Origin of the sequence: Sphingomonas sp. Leaf67 (genome assembly GCF_001421965.1) — a bacterium.
Lineage (GTDB): Bacteria > Pseudomonadota > Alphaproteobacteria > Sphingomonadales > Sphingomonadaceae > Sphingomonas.
The window spans coordinates 330,834-348,413 of sequence record NZ_LMLP01000001.1 but is presented as its reverse complement, the minus strand read 5'-3'; the positions used below and the strand labels follow the sequence as shown (position 1 = coordinate 348,413).

The 17,580-nt window shown below is 60.2% G+C and carries 21 protein-coding genes; 13 read left to right on the top strand and 8 right to left on the bottom strand.

Annotation, left to right across the window (positions count from 1 at the left end; genetic code table 11):
* Positions 1–293 precede the first annotated feature (293 nt).
* Complete coding sequence (locus ASE90_RS01655; RefSeq protein ID WP_055995060.1) at positions 294–2,261, bottom strand: acyltransferase family protein; 1,968 nt, start codon at positions 2,259–2,261, stop codon at positions 294–296.
* Between the two features lie 528 nt (positions 2,262–2,789).
* On the opposite strand from ASE90_RS01655, the gene ASE90_RS01650 reads away from it, so the two are divergent.
* Together ASE90_RS01650 and ASE90_RS01645 are read left to right on the top strand one after the other, a co-directional pair.
* Positions 2,790–3,905, top strand: coding sequence for a hypothetical protein (locus ASE90_RS01650; RefSeq protein ID WP_055995057.1), 1,116 nt, complete (start codon positions 2,790–2,792; stop codon positions 3,903–3,905).
* 116 nt (positions 3,906–4,021) lie between these two features.
* The gene (locus tag ASE90_RS01645) at positions 4,022–4,954 is read left to right on the top strand and encodes an SOS response-associated peptidase (RefSeq protein ID WP_055995055.1); all 933 of its coding nucleotides are present in this window, start codon (positions 4,022–4,024) and stop codon (positions 4,952–4,954) included.
* 20 nt (positions 4,955–4,974) lie between these two features.
* On the opposite strand, the gene ASE90_RS01640 is transcribed toward ASE90_RS01645, so the two are convergent.
* The gene (locus ASE90_RS01640) at positions 4,975–5,208 is read right to left on the bottom strand and encodes a hypothetical protein (protein WP_055995051.1); all 234 of its coding nucleotides are present in this window, start codon (positions 5,206–5,208) and stop codon (positions 4,975–4,977) included.
* A 297-nt stretch (positions 5,209–5,505) separates the two neighbouring features.
* On the opposite strand from ASE90_RS01640, the gene ASE90_RS01635 reads away from it, so the two are divergent.
* Entirely contained in the window at positions 5,506–5,706 is a 201-nt protein-coding gene (locus ASE90_RS01635) for a hypothetical protein (RefSeq protein ID WP_156361370.1), read from the top strand.
* 79 nt (positions 5,707–5,785) lie between these two features.
* On the opposite strand, the gene ASE90_RS18890 is transcribed toward ASE90_RS01635, so the two are convergent.
* The gene (locus tag ASE90_RS18890) at positions 5,786–6,766 is read right to left on the bottom strand and encodes a P63C domain-containing protein (protein WP_082449295.1); all 981 of its coding nucleotides are present in this window, start codon (positions 6,764–6,766) and stop codon (positions 5,786–5,788) included.
* A 329-nt stretch (positions 6,767–7,095) separates the two neighbouring features.
* On the opposite strand from ASE90_RS18890, the gene ASE90_RS18885 reads away from it, so the two are divergent.
* The 7 genes from ASE90_RS18885 to ASE90_RS01600 all read left to right on the top strand — a co-directional run bounded on the left by ASE90_RS18885 (position 7,096) and on the right by ASE90_RS01600 (position 11,183).
* Entirely contained in the window at positions 7,096–7,950 is an 855-nt protein-coding gene (locus ASE90_RS18885; protein ID WP_082449293.1) for a DUF4747 family protein, read from the top strand.
* Positions 7,919–8,434, top strand: coding sequence for a hypothetical protein (locus tag ASE90_RS01625; RefSeq protein ID WP_156361369.1), 516 nt, complete (start codon positions 7,919–7,921; stop codon positions 8,432–8,434). Before ASE90_RS18885 ends, ASE90_RS01625 begins: the two co-directional genes overlap by 32 nt.
* A gap of 580 nt (positions 8,435–9,014) precedes the next feature.
* Complete coding sequence (locus tag ASE90_RS01620) at positions 9,015–9,398, top strand: hypothetical protein (protein WP_055995035.1); 384 nt, start codon at positions 9,015–9,017, stop codon at positions 9,396–9,398.
* A gap of 98 nt (positions 9,399–9,496) precedes the next feature.
* Positions 9,497–9,721, top strand: a complete 225-nt coding sequence (locus ASE90_RS01615) for a hypothetical protein (RefSeq protein ID WP_055995031.1) — start codon at positions 9,497–9,499, stop codon at positions 9,719–9,721.
* A gap of 89 nt (positions 9,722–9,810) precedes the next feature.
* Positions 9,811–10,470, top strand: a complete 660-nt coding sequence (locus ASE90_RS01610; RefSeq protein ID WP_235531614.1) for an NAD(P)H-dependent oxidoreductase — start codon at positions 9,811–9,813, stop codon at positions 10,468–10,470.
* A 118-nt stretch (positions 10,471–10,588) separates the two neighbouring features.
* Positions 10,589–10,828: a hypothetical protein gene (locus ASE90_RS01605; RefSeq protein WP_055995028.1), complete on the top strand. Its 240-nt coding sequence runs from the start codon at positions 10,589–10,591 to the stop codon at positions 10,826–10,828.
* Between the two features lie 85 nt (positions 10,829–10,913).
* A complete protein-coding gene (locus ASE90_RS01600; protein WP_055995025.1) occupies positions 10,914–11,183 on the top strand; it encodes a hypothetical protein in 270 nt (89 codons plus the stop codon).
* Positions 11,184–11,201: 18 nt separating this feature from the next.
* Here ASE90_RS01600 and ASE90_RS01595 read toward each other — a convergent pair whose 3' ends face one another.
* The 5 genes from ASE90_RS01595 to ASE90_RS19460 all read right to left on the bottom strand — a co-directional run bounded on the left by ASE90_RS01595 (position 11,202) and on the right by ASE90_RS19460 (position 14,574).
* Positions 11,202–11,612, bottom strand: a complete 411-nt coding sequence (locus ASE90_RS01595; RefSeq protein WP_055995022.1) for a low affinity iron permease family protein — start codon at positions 11,610–11,612, stop codon at positions 11,202–11,204.
* Entirely contained in the window at positions 11,605–12,048 is a 444-nt protein-coding gene (locus ASE90_RS01590) for a response regulator (protein WP_055995019.1), read from the bottom strand. The genes ASE90_RS01595 and ASE90_RS01590 overlap by 8 nt, the downstream gene beginning before the upstream one ends.
* 78 nt (positions 12,049–12,126) lie before the next feature.
* Positions 12,127–12,759: a response regulator transcription factor gene (locus tag ASE90_RS01585; protein ID WP_055995016.1), complete on the bottom strand. Its 633-nt coding sequence runs from the start codon at positions 12,757–12,759 to the stop codon at positions 12,127–12,129.
* Positions 12,752–14,305, bottom strand: coding sequence for a PAS domain-containing sensor histidine kinase (locus ASE90_RS01580; protein ID WP_235531613.1), 1,554 nt, complete (start codon positions 14,303–14,305; stop codon positions 12,752–12,754). The genes ASE90_RS01585 and ASE90_RS01580 overlap by 8 nt, the downstream gene beginning before the upstream one ends.
* Before the next feature lie 128 nt (positions 14,306–14,433).
* Positions 14,434–14,574: a hypothetical protein gene (locus ASE90_RS19460; RefSeq protein ID WP_156361368.1), complete on the bottom strand. Its 141-nt coding sequence runs from the start codon at positions 14,572–14,574 to the stop codon at positions 14,434–14,436.
* Between the two features lie 237 nt (positions 14,575–14,811).
* Between ASE90_RS19460 and ASE90_RS01575 the strand changes: the two genes are divergently transcribed.
* The 3 genes from ASE90_RS01575 (at position 14,812) to ASE90_RS01565 (ending at position 17,326) form a co-directional block, all read left to right on the top strand.
* Positions 14,812–15,510: a VIT family protein gene (locus ASE90_RS01575; protein WP_055995013.1), complete on the top strand. Its 699-nt coding sequence runs from the start codon at positions 14,812–14,814 to the stop codon at positions 15,508–15,510.
* A 158-nt stretch (positions 15,511–15,668) separates the two neighbouring features.
* On the top strand, positions 15,669–16,370 hold the full coding sequence (locus ASE90_RS20950) for a hypothetical protein (protein WP_414888749.1): 702 nt from the start codon (positions 15,669–15,671) through the stop codon (positions 16,368–16,370).
* Positions 16,367–17,326, top strand: coding sequence for an L-lactate dehydrogenase (locus ASE90_RS01565; RefSeq protein ID WP_055995007.1), 960 nt, complete (start codon positions 16,367–16,369; stop codon positions 17,324–17,326). The genes ASE90_RS20950 and ASE90_RS01565 overlap by 4 nt, the downstream gene beginning before the upstream one ends.
* The last annotated feature ends 254 nt before the right edge of the window (positions 17,327–17,580 follow it).

The following is a 17,580-nucleotide window of genomic DNA, read 5'->3' as shown; positions in this document are numbered from 1 at the left end:
AGAAGTGCGCCACCAATCGAGCATCCACGATCTTAATCCCACGCCATAGCATGCGAACTAAATCACGTATAATCTGGTAAACGCTCAAAACGGTACCGTGAACGATGGGCGCTCACCCCCGTTCCGGTAGAATTTCGCCACTTCCCACCCGCACATCCCAAGCTGGCAGGCGAAGATCAGCACGCCGAGGACTGCGCCCGCAGCACGGTACCGCGCGGCTTTCTTGAAGTCGGTGGGTTGGGTCCATTTGACAGGTTTCATACGATTCTCCGATCGCTGCGTCGGCACTTGGCTCATCGCTCGCTGCGGTTTAGCTTAGCCATGATGACTGGGCCAGCGACTCTGGACCCTGCAACGGACAGGTGATCGTCGTCGTAGTAGAGGATATGACCGTTTAGTCGCGTGTGGCACATCACGCCTTGGCAGAACGCTCTACGCGGAAGGGCGACGGTAACACCTTCCCGAGAAAGTGCTTCAATGACGCGATCTGCGACCGGACCCCATTGCGCGTCAGTGGGGATGCGATCTGCACATTCGGTATCGTCTATTCCCAACTTCCCGTCTCGCGCGAAGCATTTCGGCGGGACAATGTCGAACTCGGGTGTTGTGCCGACAACAATGATCCGTGCGGCAGGAACCGCCTTGTGGACCTCGGCTACAATCGAGCGCAGCGCACCAGCGAATAGCCGCTCCGTCTCTACGGCGTCGTGATGCGCGACCTTTTCATAGATTTTCGGCAGTACGGCGGACCAGCTCGAACTGATGACGATCGCATCTAGGTCTTTCTGGGATGCCGCTTCTGCAAGCGCTGTCTGATAGATTTTGGCGCAGGCGGCAGGATGTTCAACGTAAGCGACATACTGCGAGACGGGGCTGCACCGGGAAACGGTGGCTTGCCGCACTTCCAAATTGCGCGCGTTCGCTATCGCTTCGATCCCGGGCATCAGGTGATCGGCGTGTGAGTCCCCCCAAAGCAGGACATCATAGCCGGGTGTAGCGTCCGGCTTTCCGGATACACACTTGGCAAGATCGCCGAGCTTGCCGCTCGCGCCTGCCTGCTCCGCGTGGCAGGCGCGACGTCGCGGATTGTAGTCGTCATTTGCGATTTCGGCGGCCTGTACAGCGGGGCTGACGTATTCGAACAAACCATTCGTGCTAACCAGCACGATGCCGATTGCCGCGAGTACGGTTGCCGTGCCAGCGCTCGTCCGAAGCACTTGCTTACGCGTCATCTGCCACGTCCCACGACCTCGGAACCGGGACTCGACGTACTTTGTCGATAGCGCTGCCAGCACGAACGCGGCAACAATCGCCGCGATTGCCTCAACGGTCGTAAGCGGTCGGTTCATCGCAAGACGCGGCAGCACCAGTACCGGCCAATGCCAGAGGTAGAAGCTGTACGAGACAAGGCCAACGTAGAGAATCGGTCCCAGCGACAGAAAGCGCCCGATCAGTGTTTGCGCCTTATCGCCCGCATGGATAAGCAGCACTGCACCTAGACATGGTGGCAAGGCAAAGGGTCCGGGGAACGGCACTGCCTCGGTATAAAAAACCATCGGCACTAGGATGAGGAGAACGCCGAGCAAGGCAGCAGCCTCGCGGTACGCCTGTTTCCGAATGGCAGGGACCGCACCAACCGCGAGCATCGCGCCAAGACCCAGTTCCCAAGCCCGCGTCGGCAGCATGTAGAATGTCAGGTCTTTGTAGAATTTGACGCCGACAGTCGACAGTGCGAGCGACACGAGCACGGTCAGGATTACGAAAATGCGGAGCGGTCGCTGATTTTTCTTCCGCGCAAAGTAAGCCGCAACGAACGGCCATAAGATGTAGAATTGTTCTTCAACGGCAAGGGACCATGTGTGAAGGAGCGGCATATCTCCCGCGTCTGGCGCGAAATAACCGGTATCTTCCCAAAACACGATGTTAGCGGTGAATGTAGCAACGCCGACTAAGGCCTTGCCATAATCTATCAGCCCTCTGGGTGAAAGTATGATGATCGATGCGATCGTCGTCGCAACAGCCATGAGAACCAGCGCCGGCATGATCCGGCGGAACCGCCGCTCGTAGAAACGTCCTATCGAGAACTCTCCACGCCTCGCCTCGCCGCAAATGATCGCGGTGATCAGGTAGCCCGACAGGACAAAGAACACGTCGACGCCGACAAAGCCACCCGTAAGTGACCAAGGCAACGCGTGAAACAGGACTACGCCGCCAACCGCGATTGCGCGTAACCCGTCAATGTCTGAACGGTACTTAATCATTTAGCCCCCGCTTGCTGCAGTGCGGCAGTAAACGAAATTACTATAGGAATCCTATATGATTCTGCCGGACCGGTCCCGCCTTGAGCCGAATTGATGGCTGCAAGCCGCGACTGCGCCGTGCCGGCCGACGCGCAAACTTAACGCAATAGTGGTTCAAATTCCCATAAGAGACCAGCGGTCACGGCGATCATAACCAGACTCGCCGTGACGACTCGAATCCGCGCGCTCGTGGACCGCATATTGATTCCCCCCTAGGTCCAGACTGGATCGAAAAAGCTGAACAAAGCAACTGGATAGAGTCTGGCGCTTCAACGGTGATAAACCCCGTCGGGCCATGCGCGACGCGAAACGCGTACCGCTGAACGATGACTTTTCGGAATTTCGATAGCGCTCCGTTGCGAACCGGAGCGGAGCACTATCGCGCGTCTGCGGACACCTAGAATGCTACGTCAGGATCGGCCGTTCGTCGCCTGACCCCGCATCGGAGACGCATCTGCGTCGCCGCTTCCTCCACTGGAGAAAACAGAAATGCGTAAAATCGCCTTCCCGGCGCGGCTGTTTGCCGCGCTGCTGATGCTGTGCGCCTGCGTCCTGCCGCCCGCCGCGCTGGCCCAGACCGGCACCGGCAGCATCGTCACCATTCCGACGCGCATCCCCGACACGAACGCAGATGGCCTGATTAAGTTGGACGGTTGGGCGCTGAAGGTCAGCCCCAAGCTGCCGCGCAAGACGACCGTCTATGGGCCGTGCCCCGGCCTGCCGGATTTCAGCTATCGCGTGCGGCAGGCGTGCGAGGCGGTCACCGTGCCCCCGGTCACCGTGGAGCCGCCGATCGTCGAGCCGGAGAAGCCACTCGTCGCGCCCGCACCCGCCTATACCGTCGTGACCAGCGGCAAGGAGCGCATCCTGCTGGGCACGGACATCGTGGTCGGCCTGAATGAATGGGGCGGCATCGGCACGGGCTATAATGCGCCCAAGGGCGTGGATACGGCGGCGTCCTATGGCTTCCTGCGCGTCGGCATCTATCGCCCGTCGACCAATCTGGAGGTTAGTCTGAACGGCCGCGCGATCGAGGGTTTCAACGTCGGCTATACCTTCAACGGCGCGCGCGTGCGTTACAGCAACCAGTGGCTGACCGGATATTATCAGATCCCGGGTGCCTTCGACGCTGGCACCCGCTGGACCGGCGTGACACCGACCGGCCTTGCGATCATCCAGGACGCGGAGTTGATCGGCAGCACGCTGCGCTTCACCGCCAAGCTGACCAATACCACCGGCTCGGTGATGACTGGTCTGCGCTACATGCGGACGGCCGATTTCGACACCAACAACATCAACAACAGCTTCAGCCAGAAGGACAGCTTCGCGACCGATAACAGGATCGTCACGCGCGGCACCGTCTCCGCAGGTCTGCGCGGGTTCGGCAAAGGCGCGACCGCCATCCTGTCGTCGCCGGAAGCGAGCGCGGTCGCGACGTTCTTCGGGTTTGTGAACACCGATCCGTTCGTCGCTGCGGCCTATGATTCGCCGCAAGCGGTGGGGTCGACAGCGACCAGCGACGCGACCAGCAACGTCCTGATCGACAAAGGGACGCTGCTGCCGGGCGCTTCGACGACGGTCGTGACCGAGATCGGGCTGATGTGATCGTAATTGGCGGGGTGGTGTGCCACCCCGCCGGCCGGTCTGCTGACTGCGGGCGAGACTGGACATCGCTACGTTTGTTCGCGAAACGTTCTCATATGTGGGGCGACGGAGAATCAATGATGGCGCATCTGGCGCTGGCCATTGCCCGGTCGGCGGCGTGGCAACAGCCGGACGATCTGGCACCGTTGCGCCTTGCGTTGCGGGTATTGGCGCGGTGTGGGGTCAGTCCTGCGGCGCTTGCCGCATTTTGGGAGTGTGCTGCGTTTCCCAGTGACAACGATTACATGCACCGGGGGCCGATGTACGATCGGCTCGTACAGCTCGCGCGAGAGGCGGGATATGATGTGGCCGGCGAATATGTGCCGTGCAATGGTTGGCTGATGTGCAATCATTACCGCATGACCGCGTCGCGCGCGGCGCTGTTGGAGCGATATGGCATCCAGCCCGGCTACATGACCTATGGCGATCTGCCGGCGGCCGATGTGTTTCCGAAGCGACCGGCGACCGTCATTCATCGCAACCGCACAAGCGGCTTTCGCCACGCGATGAAGCCCGACTGGGGGTTTCCCCGCAAAATGCGCGGGGCGAGCGGCAAGGTAATTACCAGCCATGTCACGAACGTCCGGAATCTGGACAGCCAGTTTTGGCGAGAGTCGTTGGAACAACCTCATCACCGGTGCCTCGTGCCCGTCACCTCCTTCAGCGAGTACGGACCGGGGGAGAAGGGGAAGCGGCCGCTATTCTGGTTCGACGTGCCGTCGCGGCCGATCTTTTCGTTTGCAGGTATCTGGCGAATGACGCCGGCCGGGGCGGTGTTCGCATTCGTGACGACCGAGCCGAACGAAATAGTCCGGCCTGTGCATCCGAAGGCAATGCCGGTCATCCTTCATGATGAGGATGAGGCGCGCTGGCTTGCCGCACCGACCGCAGAAGCGCTCGACATGATCGCGCCGTACCCATCGCAGCTGATGTCAGTCGAACAGGCCACGCAGACCGGAGAGAAGCGAGGCGGCGGAGAGAAGGACGATGAAGGTCGCCTCGACCTGTAGCACGGTCACGCGCGGCCGCTTCATTCTGTATCGCTTCTGCCGATATCGTCCGGAACCAACTCGGTGCGGCCAATCCCTGTAATTTCGACGACGTTGGCCCCGCGCTTGGCCGCCTCGATCACCAAGCGGACATCGTCGACAGTCAACTCCATGTCGCCGTCGATCTGTTCGCCGTCTGGGTACGTATCGGCAAAATCGGCCAACCGCGCGATAGCGGTGTTCACGCGTATGGTCTCCTCGAGATGATCGTCCATGGTTCGTTTCTCCGGTCAGCCCTGACGCTTGGGATTGTAGTGGCAGGTACAACGCTCCGGGAATAGTTCGGGACTCTGATGTCGCCGCGTTTCCTCTCCGTTCGTCTGACCTCCGCTGAAATCCCTATTGCAACACGCGAAAACCACGGTATCCCGGCCGTTCCCCGAGAGGGGGCGCTTAGCTCAGTTGGTAGAGCATCTCGTTTACACCGAGAGAGCCGATCATACTTTCATCCCGAACATACTGGCCCTAGCTTTGTCGTGAACATCCGGCGGGGGCGTATGGAAACCGAGAAAATGATCAACCGCGGTGCCATTGCGGTCGGGACGTTCTATGGTTTCGTGAACCGCGATCCTTTTGCGGCCGAGGCGTTCAACGCTCCGCAAGCTGTCGGTACGGCGAAGACCAGCGACGTGACGAGCAACGTCACGATCGACCTTGGGACATTGCTTCCCGGCGCATCGACCAACGTGACGATCGACATCGGGTTGATGTGAGTGCTGGCGGGGTGGCGCGCCACCCCGCCTTGCAGAGAAATATCGGCTGCGTCTTCCAGCTTCATTGAAGCAAACCCTGCTACTTTGCTGAAGGCTTAGGTAGCGATAGGGTAAGCTGTATCATTGTCTTTCCATAATGTTCCGCGACCTTTTCACGTAACTCCCTCATGTCGTTACAGGTTTTTGCCATCCCTATGATTTCGTAGCATCGTGATACTAGCTGCCTTACACCTACGTTGTCAGTCAACTGACGATGCCAGTGAACGCCCTTTTCAGGCTTATTCTCTTTTAGATATTCTGCAACATCCGGATCGAGCGTATCGTATATTAACTCAATTACTAACTTTCCCCACCACTTTGGCCTAGAATGCAATGCGCCCTGCCACTTGGTAAGGCGCCCAAATTCTTGCCACAGTTCGTCCGGGAATGTCTTTTCCCACGCTCGCAACTCCTCTGCTATGAACGCCCGAAGTTTAACCTGCAGCGCATCTTCCGCTCGTTCGTACTGGTAGCCTGTTGCTTCATCGATGAGTGCATCGAGGCCGGTACGGGTAAGGCCGGCAGTTAAGACCGCACATTTTATCGCGATCTCTTTCTGACGATCCGTCAGGGGCGCGCCTTCGTATAGAGCTTGCACGTAGCCCCGGCAGATCAATTCGAAATGCTCGGTTGTGATCCCTCTTCCCGCAAACTGCGTTCCGGGAATGGAGAAATGCAAAGATTGCTCCAGGATTAAATCCTTGTTTAAATACGATTTTAGCGACGACGCCCCTATATATGTCGCCAGGTCTCCGCCGTCCGTTTGCGTGATAGAACGGACAGCGCTTCGCATCGCAACGACGCGTTCTCCGGTGCTGAGGACGTATACGTCCAGTTCATCGCCACCGAGGTCAAGTTTGCCGCGCCACTGGGCAACAGGCAGACTTTCGTCTGCTACCGTTCTGTTGCCTTTGCCCGGCCGTTCTGGGTCTGGACCTCCAGCAACTGGCTCGAGCGTTGCGCGGCCGTCTTCCCGTGCAACGTTATCGGTGAGGTGATCCTGTTCCTTGTCGTCCGCCATTCGATCCGCCCCTCGCGTGCAATCGGTCATTTGCCGATTGGAAGCACGGATGGAAGGTGACCGATTTAGATGAGTCGGGGAAACGCTTTTGGCGTCAATGTGGGTCTACATATCCGCCGCCAGCGACCGGATGACTATTCGGACTGTTCAAGAGCCAAGCTGACCAAGCGGCGGATTGCCTCGGCCCTGGACGGTAAATCCGGCTGCTGTCGGCGGAATGCTAGCTGTTGACGCCAATCCGTTATGTTTGAATTGGCCCTGTACATTTCGCATACGTGATTGACCGGCTACCACGATTCGCTCAATCTTCCCCGTAATTAGGGGGCGGCATGGCAGACGAACGGACGATCTCGGTTGGCTTTGTTAACATTGTTGCAACGCCCCACCCAAAGGGCATTTATGAGAGCGCGCTAGCGGCGGTGGCTAATAAGCCGGTCAATATTCGAGGTAGAGACTGGGGAATCATAACCAAGCCGATAGCGGTCAAGGGATACGATAATTTACGGGAAGGCATTGTTTCTGTCTGGACAGATATAGATTCCTCCGAGCCATCGATTGATAAAGCCACCTTTAAGAAGGTCGACGTTGAAGCCGCATTACGAGAGATATTTGCCAAACGTGGCTTCAATAACCGATCGTTTCATTACGTATTGAATATTGAGCGACACAAGGTTGCTGTAGAGCTTAAAAACGATTTAGGTAAGACGATATCTGTAAGGCAGGCTGGCAAGCTTTTTGAAATGCTTTTAAGTTCCCTCAATAAGGATAAACAAACCTATGCGGTGACAGTGGTGCCTGACGAGGACGCTATTGATAGGGTGTTGGGTTTTGAGAGATTGGATCGAGTGTACATCTTGCTCAAGCGGCCAAATCCGGGTGACCATGACGGCGGCGACGCAGACGAAGTATTACGAGAACTAGACGAACAAAATTTGAAGCAAGCTGAGTATGCGTTTGCACGGCAACCTGGAACAGATGGCATCCATCTGAATGACGAAAACGAAACCCGGGCGGAAGTTGCGGCTGAAAATGGTTACGTCAGAAGTTCCGGCGTGACTGCCGACGGCAAGCGGGAAAAGCGCTCAACGAAGGAGTATCCCCGGATTGTTACACTTGCCCTTGAAGCTGGCACAGCAGCCCTCTCACTCATCCGTGACCAAGCCCAGCGCCTCCGTGCCGGGTGAGAACGCCTTTCAGGGCTACTGGCGCGTCTTTGGCGGCACGTGGCAGATCTTACGGTCAACGTACTTTTGGATTTCGGGCATTCTTACTCTAACGTTGCCGAAAGTTTGGCAGACCAAAGATGGCAGCGAGCGGGTATGGACCGGCATCACTCTTGACGTAACCCCAAGCTTGCTTGGGTTTGCCTTGGGGGGCATGGCTATTATGCTTGCGTTCTCCAGCGGGAAATTTCTTGAAGCTATACGGCAGAAGGGAAAGGACAACTCATACTTACGAAAGATAATGGCTAGCTTTTTTCACTTTTGCGTGGTGCTTACGGCGTCAATTCTAACTGCTTACATTAGCAGGTTTTACGATAACGACTATCTCTCTGCCGTTGGGGTATTTCTCTCATACTACGGAATCCTTCTAGTTTTAGCCACGGCAAGCCGCATTTGGCATACCGCACGGATATTCAACGCGGTAAGCGACGCCGAAAAACCTTAACCAAGGGCATCAAAAAAGACCGCGTTTCTGATGCCGAATTGGTACCTATTTGAGGCCGGGTCGGCTTTGTGTGGATTCTGCGGGTAGCTAGCATGACGTCCGGCAGTTTACACTGCGCCGGTAAGCGATTGATATGCCTAGGGCGAAATGCGGCGCGGTTTACAACGGGACGCTTGGTAAATCGCGCATATCCTCGGCTTTGGGAGCAGGATGTCGCAGGTTCGAATCCTGTCTCCCCGACCAACTCACACTAAGTTATTGATTTCACGTAGCCAACCCGGCGATCGGGAGCCGTAGTACCCACGGTTGTACCCCTCGTTGTACCCATTGGGGGCGATGACGTGGGATTGCCGAACCTGAAACTGCGCGGCGGCAGCTATTATTGGCGGCGGAAAATCATGGTGGCCGGCCAGCCCCTTCCGCTCTCGATTTCGTTACGCACCGGGAATTTTTACCGCACCCGCCTTATATCTGACCGACTAAGCGTCGCAGTCGAGGGTTTGCGCACGCCTATGGTCAGTTCAGCGGCATGAGCCGCGAGCAGATGAAGCAGGTGTCCAGCGATGCCCTGCGCTAGCAGTTGCAGCTGATCGAACAGGATCAGACCGGCAGCCTGGCGGACCCGGGCGATCACGCCACGGCCAATTCGCTTCATGCCGAGGCGTGGGAGTTCCTCGCCCGCGGCGGGGGCGCGGCACGCTGGACGCTCGACGAGCATCAGCGCCTCGTTGCGAACGGCTGGAACCCCGCGCAGGCCAAGACCGTCGCGAACATCATCTTCGATCTCCAGAATGGCGGCACCATCTCCGGTGAACAGCTGGCGGACTATAGCGCGGCCTTCGGCTTCCCCGTCACGGCGGACAATGTTTGGCGCATTCAACGCCTGATCTGTAAGGCCAAGGCCGCGGCGTGCCGCGAGGCGACAGCGCGGCTATCCTGGCGCGAGGACGAAAGCGAGGCGTGAATCGACGAAGCACTCGGCGACGACGCCCCTTCGCTTTCGGACGATCTGGGCCCGCCGCCGCGCCAGAGGTCGTCACGCCTGTCCCGTCTGCCCCGGCCGTGGAAGACGAACCGACGCCGCCCCCGATCCGTCCGAAGCAGGATCTGGGCGAAGCCAGCGAGGACGCGATCGCCGAGCACCAGAAGGCCGGCGATTGGGACACCGACACGGTCAAGCAGGTGCGGACCGCGATCCGTCTGTTCGATTACCTGCTTCTGACGGAGCTGCCACCCCTCTACGTCGGGAATTGCGTAGTTTCCGAGGCTCGGCCCTCAAGCCTGTAGCGGCTATCCCAAGGTTTCCTTAGCGGGAGTCCGGCAAGTGCCCGAGCGGCTCATGCCGTCCGCCGCTGCTCCGAAAATGATCGGACACTATGAAGCACATGCAGGAGCCGGCCGTAGCCCAGGGCGGGCGGCATGCCGTCATTCTTTGTCATCCCGATCCGCACAGTTTCAACCGTGCGATCGCCAATTGCTATTGCAAGGAAGTTCGCGCGGCCGGGCAGGAAACGGTGCTGCGCGATCTGTATGCCATGCAATTCGACCCCGTACTGTATGCGAACGAGCGACCGACCCTTGCAACACCGGTGCTGGCAAAGGATGTGATCGCAGAAAGAAATATCCTGTGGGACTGTGACGTCTTCGTCCTGATTTATCCGATCTGGTTTGGTTCGGCCCCTGCCATGATGAAGGGGTATGTCGAGCGCGTATTCGGCGCTGGTGTATCGCCGGAAGACGTACGGCGTCAGGACCGCGGCGTCCTGCTCGGCGGGAAAAGGTTGCTGAGCTTCACAACCTCGGCCTTGTCGCAGTACTGGCTCAGCGAAGCAGGGCAGGAAACTGCACTGACGACGATTTTCGACGACTATATTGTGCATGCGTTCGGCATGCATGCGAAGGAACATATGCGGTTCGCGCAGGTCACGGGCGAAATGAGGCAACCGTCGGCAGAGCAGCATCTGGCGAGGGTTGCAAGACAGGCCAGGCGAACCTGCGGGCAGGTTGCATCCGCCGCGAGGAGGCCGACGTCCTAGGTGCGTCGAAGCAGCAGAGAACGTCGGTACTGCGTTATCGCCAACGTCCCGGCACTCCGGACTGTCACCCCTATGTAGATCCCGACTGTCGCGGTTCGCCCCGCCAAGGCGTATCGCGATGGACAGCCGGTCGAGGACGATCATTCCGATCATCTGGCGCACCGATCAGGAGATCGCGATGTACACGGACCCGGACGAAGCCGCCTATTGCATCACGCGCATCGCCCGTTATCGGGCGCTGGCGGCGGCGTCGATCGACAGCGGCGCGCGCGCTTCGCATGCCGGTATTGCCGATGCGTATAGCGATCGACTGACGTCGCTGACCCGAACACCGGTCCGGATCACGCCCGATGTGTAAATCTGGCGTCCAGCCGACGGCTGCCGCGTTTCGCGCCGAAGCGCTTGCGCGTTGGGATAATTAGGGCGGGGCATTGTCTTACGGCGTGACGGTCGTACCGCCCGTCGTCGACGCCAGGCATCACTTGTCCGATGATGAACTGGTCCATTTACGAAGTCAGGTGATCGCGCTGGAACAGACAATGATCGCAATGATGGCCGGCGGCTCCGACGACCAGCGCGCGTTGATCCACGATATGGCTGCGTTCGTTCGACCGCCGATGGATGCCGTGCAGGACCCGCTGATGATGCACGCTGGCGATCTGATGGATCATATGGCCGATCGGGCGACGCTCCTTGCCCGCGTTCTCGGCTGAACGGGCTTTAGGCGGTCGTCACAGGCGGCGCGTGAGATTGGCGAGACTGGCGACCGGCGAAACCTTGCCTGCGATATCGCCGCATTCCTGCTCCAGGTCGGATCGCACTTTTTCTATCTCACGATCGGTCAGGTGTTCAATCCCGATGAACTGCGATCGAGCCGCGTCGACAGCCCGGATCAGTTCATCCAGTTTGGCCTGCATCGCCGCTGCGTCCCGGTTTTGCGAGTTCTGGATCAGGAAGACCATCAGGAACGTGACGATGGTCGTCGCTGTATTCACGACCAGCTGCCATGTGTCCGAATAACCGAATAGTGGCCCGGTAAAAGACCAAAGGAGGATGATCCCGACCGCTGTCGCGAAGGCACCGGGTTGGCCTGCGAACCCGGCGATCCGCGTAGCGGCGACTGTGAAGAGGCGGTCAAGCATCGTCGGCACTCGAAGGCGAACCGGCGGGCCTGCGCGCAGGGGCGTCGCCATTGATCGACGCGGCGATCGCGACCAGCAGCGCGCGATCGCCGATGCCGCGCTGGAGCACGGTGTCGCCGTAACGTTCGGCCTCGGTCAGCATCGGGCTGCCGGGGGCAAGACCGTCGAGCAACAACGCCCTGCCGCGCCAGCCACTGGTCCGCATTTCGCGGAGGAGGGCAAGGCCGTCGATAGCCTCCATTTCCATGTCGAGAATGATGCAGGGATAGTCCCGTGCGCGTGGATCGGCGAGCAGGGCGGCACAGGTTGCGTACGACCGAACCGCATAGTCTTCGGAACGGAGCATCAGCTGTCGGGCGTGACGAACCGCAGTGTCCCCATCGACGAGCGAAACGCCGATCGCACCCGGCGACGCGGCGCTGGTTTCATTCTGCATGCAAATATCCTTGGGTTTCTGGATGGATCGCATGCCGGCAAGGTCATGTCTGTACGTAGAAGACGAGGGCGCGGCCGGTTATCGCTCGGGTCCGTCGTCGCCGAGGCCCGCCGCGAACGCGATCCGCAGGACATCGGACAGACTATGCGCGGAGAGCTTGTCCATCAGGTTGGCGCGATGTACCTCGACCGTCCGCGTGGCGATGCCAAGCTCGAACGCGATCAGCTTGTTTGGTCGTCCCAGTACCATGCCATCCAGAACATCGCGCTCGCGCGGCGTCAACGCGGCCAGTCGAACGGTCGCTTCGGCGGCGGCGATCCGGCTGCGGTCAGTCCGTCCGGCGAGTCCCAGTGCTTCGTCGATCGCCGCCAGCAGCGCAGTCCGTTCGAACGGTTTTTCCAGAAACTCTACCGCGCCCGCCTTTACCGCGCGTACGGCAAGCGTCACGTCGCCATGGCCGGTCAGCATGATGACCGGCAGCGCGATACTCTGCCGGGCAAGCCTTGCCTGTACCTCCAGCCCGTCGATCTCCGGCATGCGGACGTCGAGCAGCGCGCAGCCGCCGGTTTCGCGGGTAACAGAGGCAAGGAATTCCAGGCCGGACACATAGCTCTTAACGCTATATCCAGCCTTGCGGAGCAGGAAGCCGACCGACTGCCGGATCGCTTCGTCGTCGTCGACGATGTGGACGGTGCGGGCGCGATCAGACATCGTCGCCGCCCGCCAGCGGAACGCAGAAATGGAAGGCGGTTCCGGACAAAGCGCCGGCTTCCGCCCAGATCCGGCCGCCATGCGCTTCGACGATCGTCCGGCAGATCGACAGGCCGAGGCCCATGCCATCCTCCTTGGTCGTCGCGAAGGCTTCGAACAACCGGTCGCGAATGTCCGGGGACAGGCCGGTGCCCGTATCGGTCACGGTCACCCGCATCCAGCCATTGCGATCGGCCGCGGTCGCGATGATCAGTTCCTTGTCGGGCGACGACGCCATCGACTGAATCGCGTTGCGGATGAGGTTGACCAGCACCTGCTGGATCTGGACGCGGTCGACCAGCACCGTGTCGAGCCCCGCCGCGATCGTCATCGTGACATGGACCCCCGCTTCATGCGCGCCAAGCAGGGCAAGGCTGGTGGCTTCTTCCACCAGCATGTCGAGCCGTTCCGCCTTGAACCCGGTGTCGCCACCATCGACGAATGCGCGCAGCCGGTGCACGATCGTGCCGGCACGAAGCGATTGCGCCGCGGCGTGGTCGAGGGCTTCGGCGATCTCGCCGAGCAGGACATCGCTGGTATCGCCGATCATAGAGCGCATCGTTTCGAGATAAGCGGCGATGGCGGTCAGCGGCTGATTGATTTCGTGCGCCAGTGTCGAGGCCATCGTCCCCATCGCACTGACGCGAGAGACATGGATCAGTTCCGACTGAAGTTCCTGCATCCGCCGTGCGGTTTCGTGGCGGTGGGTCAGATCGCGAACGAAGCCGGTGAAGATCCGCTCGCCCGCGATCACGGCCTCGCCAACGGCCAGTTCGATCGGGAAGTTTTCGCCATCGGCGCGTTGTGCCGTCGCGAGGCGGACATTGCCGATATTGTGGGGAATGCCGGTCCGCAGATAGGTTCGTAGATGGCCGTCATGCTGGCGTCTGTCGGCAGGCGGCATCAGCATGCTGACGTTGCGTCCGATCACGTCGGCCTTGGCATAGCCGAACAGCCGTTCGGCAGTCGTGCTGAACGAGGATACGATGCCGCGTTCGTCCATCACGATCATGGCATCGGGAACGGTCGCGAGGATCGACCGCAGATGATGTTCGCGCCGGACGACTGCCGCTTCCGACGCCTTCTGGTCGGTGACGTCGCGAATGACCTTGCCGAAGCCGCGTAATGCGCCCGCATCGTTGCGAAGCGCGGTGATCGTCACGCTGGCAAGAAACTCCGACCCGTCCTTGCGAAGCCGCCAGCTATCCTCCTCGATGCGGCCCAACGTCGCCGCCCGGATCAGGTCATCGGCCGGTTTTCCGACGGCGACATCGTCGGGGGTGTAGAAGATCGCGGCATCGACACCGATGATTTCCGCCTCGGTCCACCCCTTCATTCGCTCGGCACCACGGTTCCAGATCGTCACCCGCCCGTGCGTGTCCAGCATGTAGATCGCATAGCCCATCGCCCCGTCGATCAGCAGGCCCAGTTCCTCGGCCACGACCGCATTCCGGCGGGCGACGGCGTCGGCATCCAGTACGCTGCCGCAGGGCAGGGCGTCGTTCACGACGGCGGCGCGGTCTGTTTGCGGGTACGAAGATCGATCACGGGACGGGACGCCTCCGGCCGGGTCGTAACCCGAACCATCGGCAACCCATGCCGGCTCAACGCATCGCGACGCGATCGGGCGCAATATCAGGCCAGCGGCCGGAGCAGCGTCATGGTGATCTCGCCAGCAACGAGCAGCGAGAGCACGCTACCTCCGATCGAAACCCGTCGGTTGATATTGGCAATTGGCTGGAGAAGGGCGTGGAATGCGTGGATCATGATCGTCATCCTCGATGTCTGACGGTGGCCTGCTCCCTATTGCCGAGCGATCCTATTGTGGTTTCACACATTGCCGGATGGACGCGAAGGCAAGCACGGCGCGGGGATTTGCGCGGTCCATGTAGTTCCCGATGCTGGCGTCACACTCATAACCCGCTATGTCCGGCGTGTCGCCGTGTCGGCTCGTATCCAGATCGGGGTGGCAACCCATGTCGATGAACACGCCTATTTTGACAGAGATATTCCATGTCCGCTGACCCGCATCGCGAGGGGCATGTCGTCAACCGCATCGGATGGCTGCGTGCGGCGGTTCTGGGTGCCAATGACGGGATCGTTTCCACCGCAAGTCTGGTGCTCGGCGTCGCAGCCGCGAACGCCCGGACAACCGACATCGTGATCGCCGGCACTGCCGGACTGGTGGCGGGGGCGATGTCGATGGCCGCGGGCGAATATGTCTCGGTCAGTGCCCAGGCCGATACCGAACACGCGGAGATCGGGCGGGAGCGGCGCGAGCTTGCCGTCGATCCGGTCGGTGAACTGGCCGAGCTCGCCGGGATCTATGTCGAAAGAGGCGTCGACCACGCGACGGCGGTCGCGGTCGCTACGCAATTGATGGCGCACGATGCATTGGGTGCGCATGCCCGCGACGAGCTGGACCTGACGGTGGGCGCCCGCGCCCCGCCGGTACAGGCAGCGCTGGCGTCGGCCGCGAGTTTCACGGTAGGCGCGGCGATGCCGTTGCTGGCAGTCTTTGTGATGCCGGCCAATCGGTTGATCGCGGGGGTGGCAGGTTCGTCGCTGCTGTTCCTGGCGGTTCTGGGGGCGCTGGGGGCGAGGGCGGGGGACGCCGCGGTATGGCGCGGCACCTGCCGCGTCACCTTCTGGGGGGCGTTCGCAATGGCCGTTACCGCCTTGATCGGTCATCTGATCGGCGGAACGATGTGATCGCATCTTTCGGCGGAGGTGGTCGTCACCAGCCCGGATCGCAGCTGCGTAATTGCCGATGCTGATACCGGCTCGTTCCGGTCGATAGGGTCCCTTCGTCGCTTGCGCCCGACCCGCCGGGATCGCGCAGGGTCAGCCGTCAGCATCGGATACGACTTATGATGACCATCACCCGCGCGACCGACGTGCGGAGCCGCGACCGGTCCGGCGTCATCGCCAGGCAGGCGTTCGGACTGTTGCTCGCCTTGCTGGCGCCAACCACCGCGTCTGCGCAGACCCCGCCGGTCATCGTCGCCGATGGCCGGATCGAGGCGCTGAAGCCGGGGGAATATCTTTGGGCACCCGGCATTTCGCCCGAGGGTCCGGTCACGATCATCGTCAGCCTCAAGACCCAGAAGGCCTATGCCTATCGCAACGGCGTAGCGATCGGCATGTCGACGGTTTTCCACGGGCGCGAAGGGGTTCGCGACGCCGACAGAGGCGTTCGCTGTCCTTCAGAAGGACGCGGGTCACGTGTCCAACCTGTACAAGGACGTTGCGATGCCGTTCATGCAACGGCTTGGCCGGGGCAGGGGCGCCCTGCACGCCGGCGAACTGCCGGGTTATCCCGCGTCGCATGGTTGCATCCGAATGCCGATCGCTTTTGGAAAACTGCCGTTCGGAATCACCCGAATGGGCATCACCGTCGTTATCCCAAACGACCCGCTGGTTCCGGTGACCGTTCAGGCCGGGACCCCCGATCGGCCCTGTTCTTCCATTTTAAGGAAATGACGATGAGAAACTACATTCCGGTTGCTGCCGCAGCTTTGCTGGGGACAGGACACGAACAAGCCCAGCTTCTGCAATCGGTAATGCTGTGACTACCCGCGCGGCAGCGCCATCTTCGAACAGGATCGCATTTATCGGCGCCGGCCATGTCGGTGCGACTGCGGCCTACGCAACGATGCTTCGTGCTCTGTTTCACGAAATCGTTCTGATCGACAGCAATGGAGCCCTGGCCGAAGCCGAAGCTGCCGATATCACCGATGCGAATGCACTGGCGAGACCGGCGCGGATCTGGGCTGGATCCTACGCGGACGCTGCAACGGCCGGGATTGCGGTCATCACCGCCGGGGCGGCGTCGCATGGCGGCGAAAGCCGCCTGTCCTTGGCTTCTGCCAGTGCGGGGATCGTAATCGAGTGCGTACAGCGTCTGGCGCATGCCGGGTTCTCCGGGGTTCTCGTCATCGCTTCAAACCCCGTCGACATCATGACCACGCTGGCGATCCGCCATGCTGGACTTCCCCGGCATCGGGTGATCGGGACCGGAACGCTTCTCGACACCAGTCGCCTCAAGCAGGTTCTGTCCGCGGCGCTTGATGTATCGGCCAGCGCCATCGAAGGGTATGTTCTCGGCGAGCACGGCGATAGCGAGGTTGCCGTATTTTCAAGCGTTCGGATCGGCGGGCAATCGCTCCACGACTTTGATGACGCTGCCAAAGCGTTGGATCTACCGGCGATCGGAGCGCAGGTCCGTGACGCGGCATACGGGATCGTCCGAGGCAAAGGCTTCACATCATTCGGTGTCGCAACCGCCATCGTGCGCATTTGCGAAGCCGTTGTTCGCAACGAGCGATGCGTGCTGCCGGTCAGCGCATGGATCGATCAGCATTTTGGTCATAACGAACTATGTTCGAGCTTGCCGTGTATCATCGGTTCCGGCGGTATCGAACGCGTTATCGTACCGGCGTTGGATGCAAATGAAGAAGATGCGTTGTCATCTTCAGCTCGAAAGCTTGGGGAGGCACTTGATGCATTGGACGATGCGACAAGTTAGTAACTAGTAAAGAAAACGAATATTTTCAAATTCTACCTGCAGGTGCCGTGTCATTGCATCCGATAGATCGAATCCGACGACAATTATGTTTACCTGACTCAGGTAACTTCGGCGTGGCTGGTACGTCGGGTCTATCTATCCGAGACAGAGCGTGCGTCTTTGAACGTCGAAATGCATCGACGATCCACCCCCGATGCAAAGGAGATTTCAGCATGTCCGTAAGGGGGCGGTTCAAGCGGGAGGCCGTCCCCCTG

Excerpts from the sequence above, each read along its gene's own strand:
- ASE90_RS01640 (WP_055995051.1), bottom strand. The coding sequence starts at position 5,208 with ATGGACGATCATCTCGAGGAGACCATACGCGTGAACACCGCTATCGCG.
- ASE90_RS01585 (WP_055995016.1), bottom strand. The coding sequence starts at position 12,759 with ATGTCTGATCGCGCCCGCACCGTCCACATCGTCGACGACGACGAAGCG.
- ASE90_RS18885 (WP_082449293.1), top strand. The coding sequence starts at position 7,096 with ATGGCAGACGAACGGACGATCTCGGTTGGCTTTGTTAACATTGTTGCA.
- ASE90_RS19460 (WP_156361368.1), bottom strand. The coding sequence starts at position 14,574 with ATGACGATCATGATCCACGCATTCCACGCCCTTCTCCAGCCAATTGCC.
- ASE90_RS01655 (WP_055995060.1), bottom strand. The coding sequence starts at position 2,261 with ATGATTAAGTACCGTTCAGACATTGACGGGTTACGCGCAATCGCGGTT.
- ASE90_RS01590 (WP_055995019.1), bottom strand. The coding sequence starts at position 12,048 with ATGCAGAATGAAACCAGCGCCGCGTCGCCGGGTGCGATCGGCGTTTCG.
- ASE90_RS01635 (WP_156361370.1), top strand. The coding sequence starts at position 5,506 with ATGATCAACCGCGGTGCCATTGCGGTCGGGACGTTCTATGGTTTCGTG.
- ASE90_RS20950 (WP_414888749.1), top strand. The coding sequence starts at position 15,669 with ATGATGACCATCACCCGCGCGACCGACGTGCGGAGCCGCGACCGGTCC.
- ASE90_RS01605 (WP_055995028.1), top strand. The coding sequence starts at position 10,589 with ATGGACAGCCGGTCGAGGACGATCATTCCGATCATCTGGCGCACCGAT.
- ASE90_RS01610 (WP_235531614.1), top strand. The coding sequence starts at position 9,811 with ATGAAGCACATGCAGGAGCCGGCCGTAGCCCAGGGCGGGCGGCATGCC.
- ASE90_RS01645 (WP_055995055.1), top strand. The coding sequence starts at position 4,022 with ATGATGGCGCATCTGGCGCTGGCCATTGCCCGGTCGGCGGCGTGGCAA.
- ASE90_RS01650 (WP_055995057.1), top strand. The coding sequence starts at position 2,790 with ATGCGTAAAATCGCCTTCCCGGCGCGGCTGTTTGCCGCGCTGCTGATG.
- ASE90_RS01595 (WP_055995022.1), bottom strand. The coding sequence starts at position 11,612 with ATGCTTGACCGCCTCTTCACAGTCGCCGCTACGCGGATCGCCGGGTTC.
- ASE90_RS18890 (WP_082449295.1), bottom strand. The coding sequence starts at position 6,766 with ATGGCGGACGACAAGGAACAGGATCACCTCACCGATAACGTTGCACGG.
- ASE90_RS01575 (WP_055995013.1), top strand. The coding sequence starts at position 14,812 with ATGTCCGCTGACCCGCATCGCGAGGGGCATGTCGTCAACCGCATCGGA.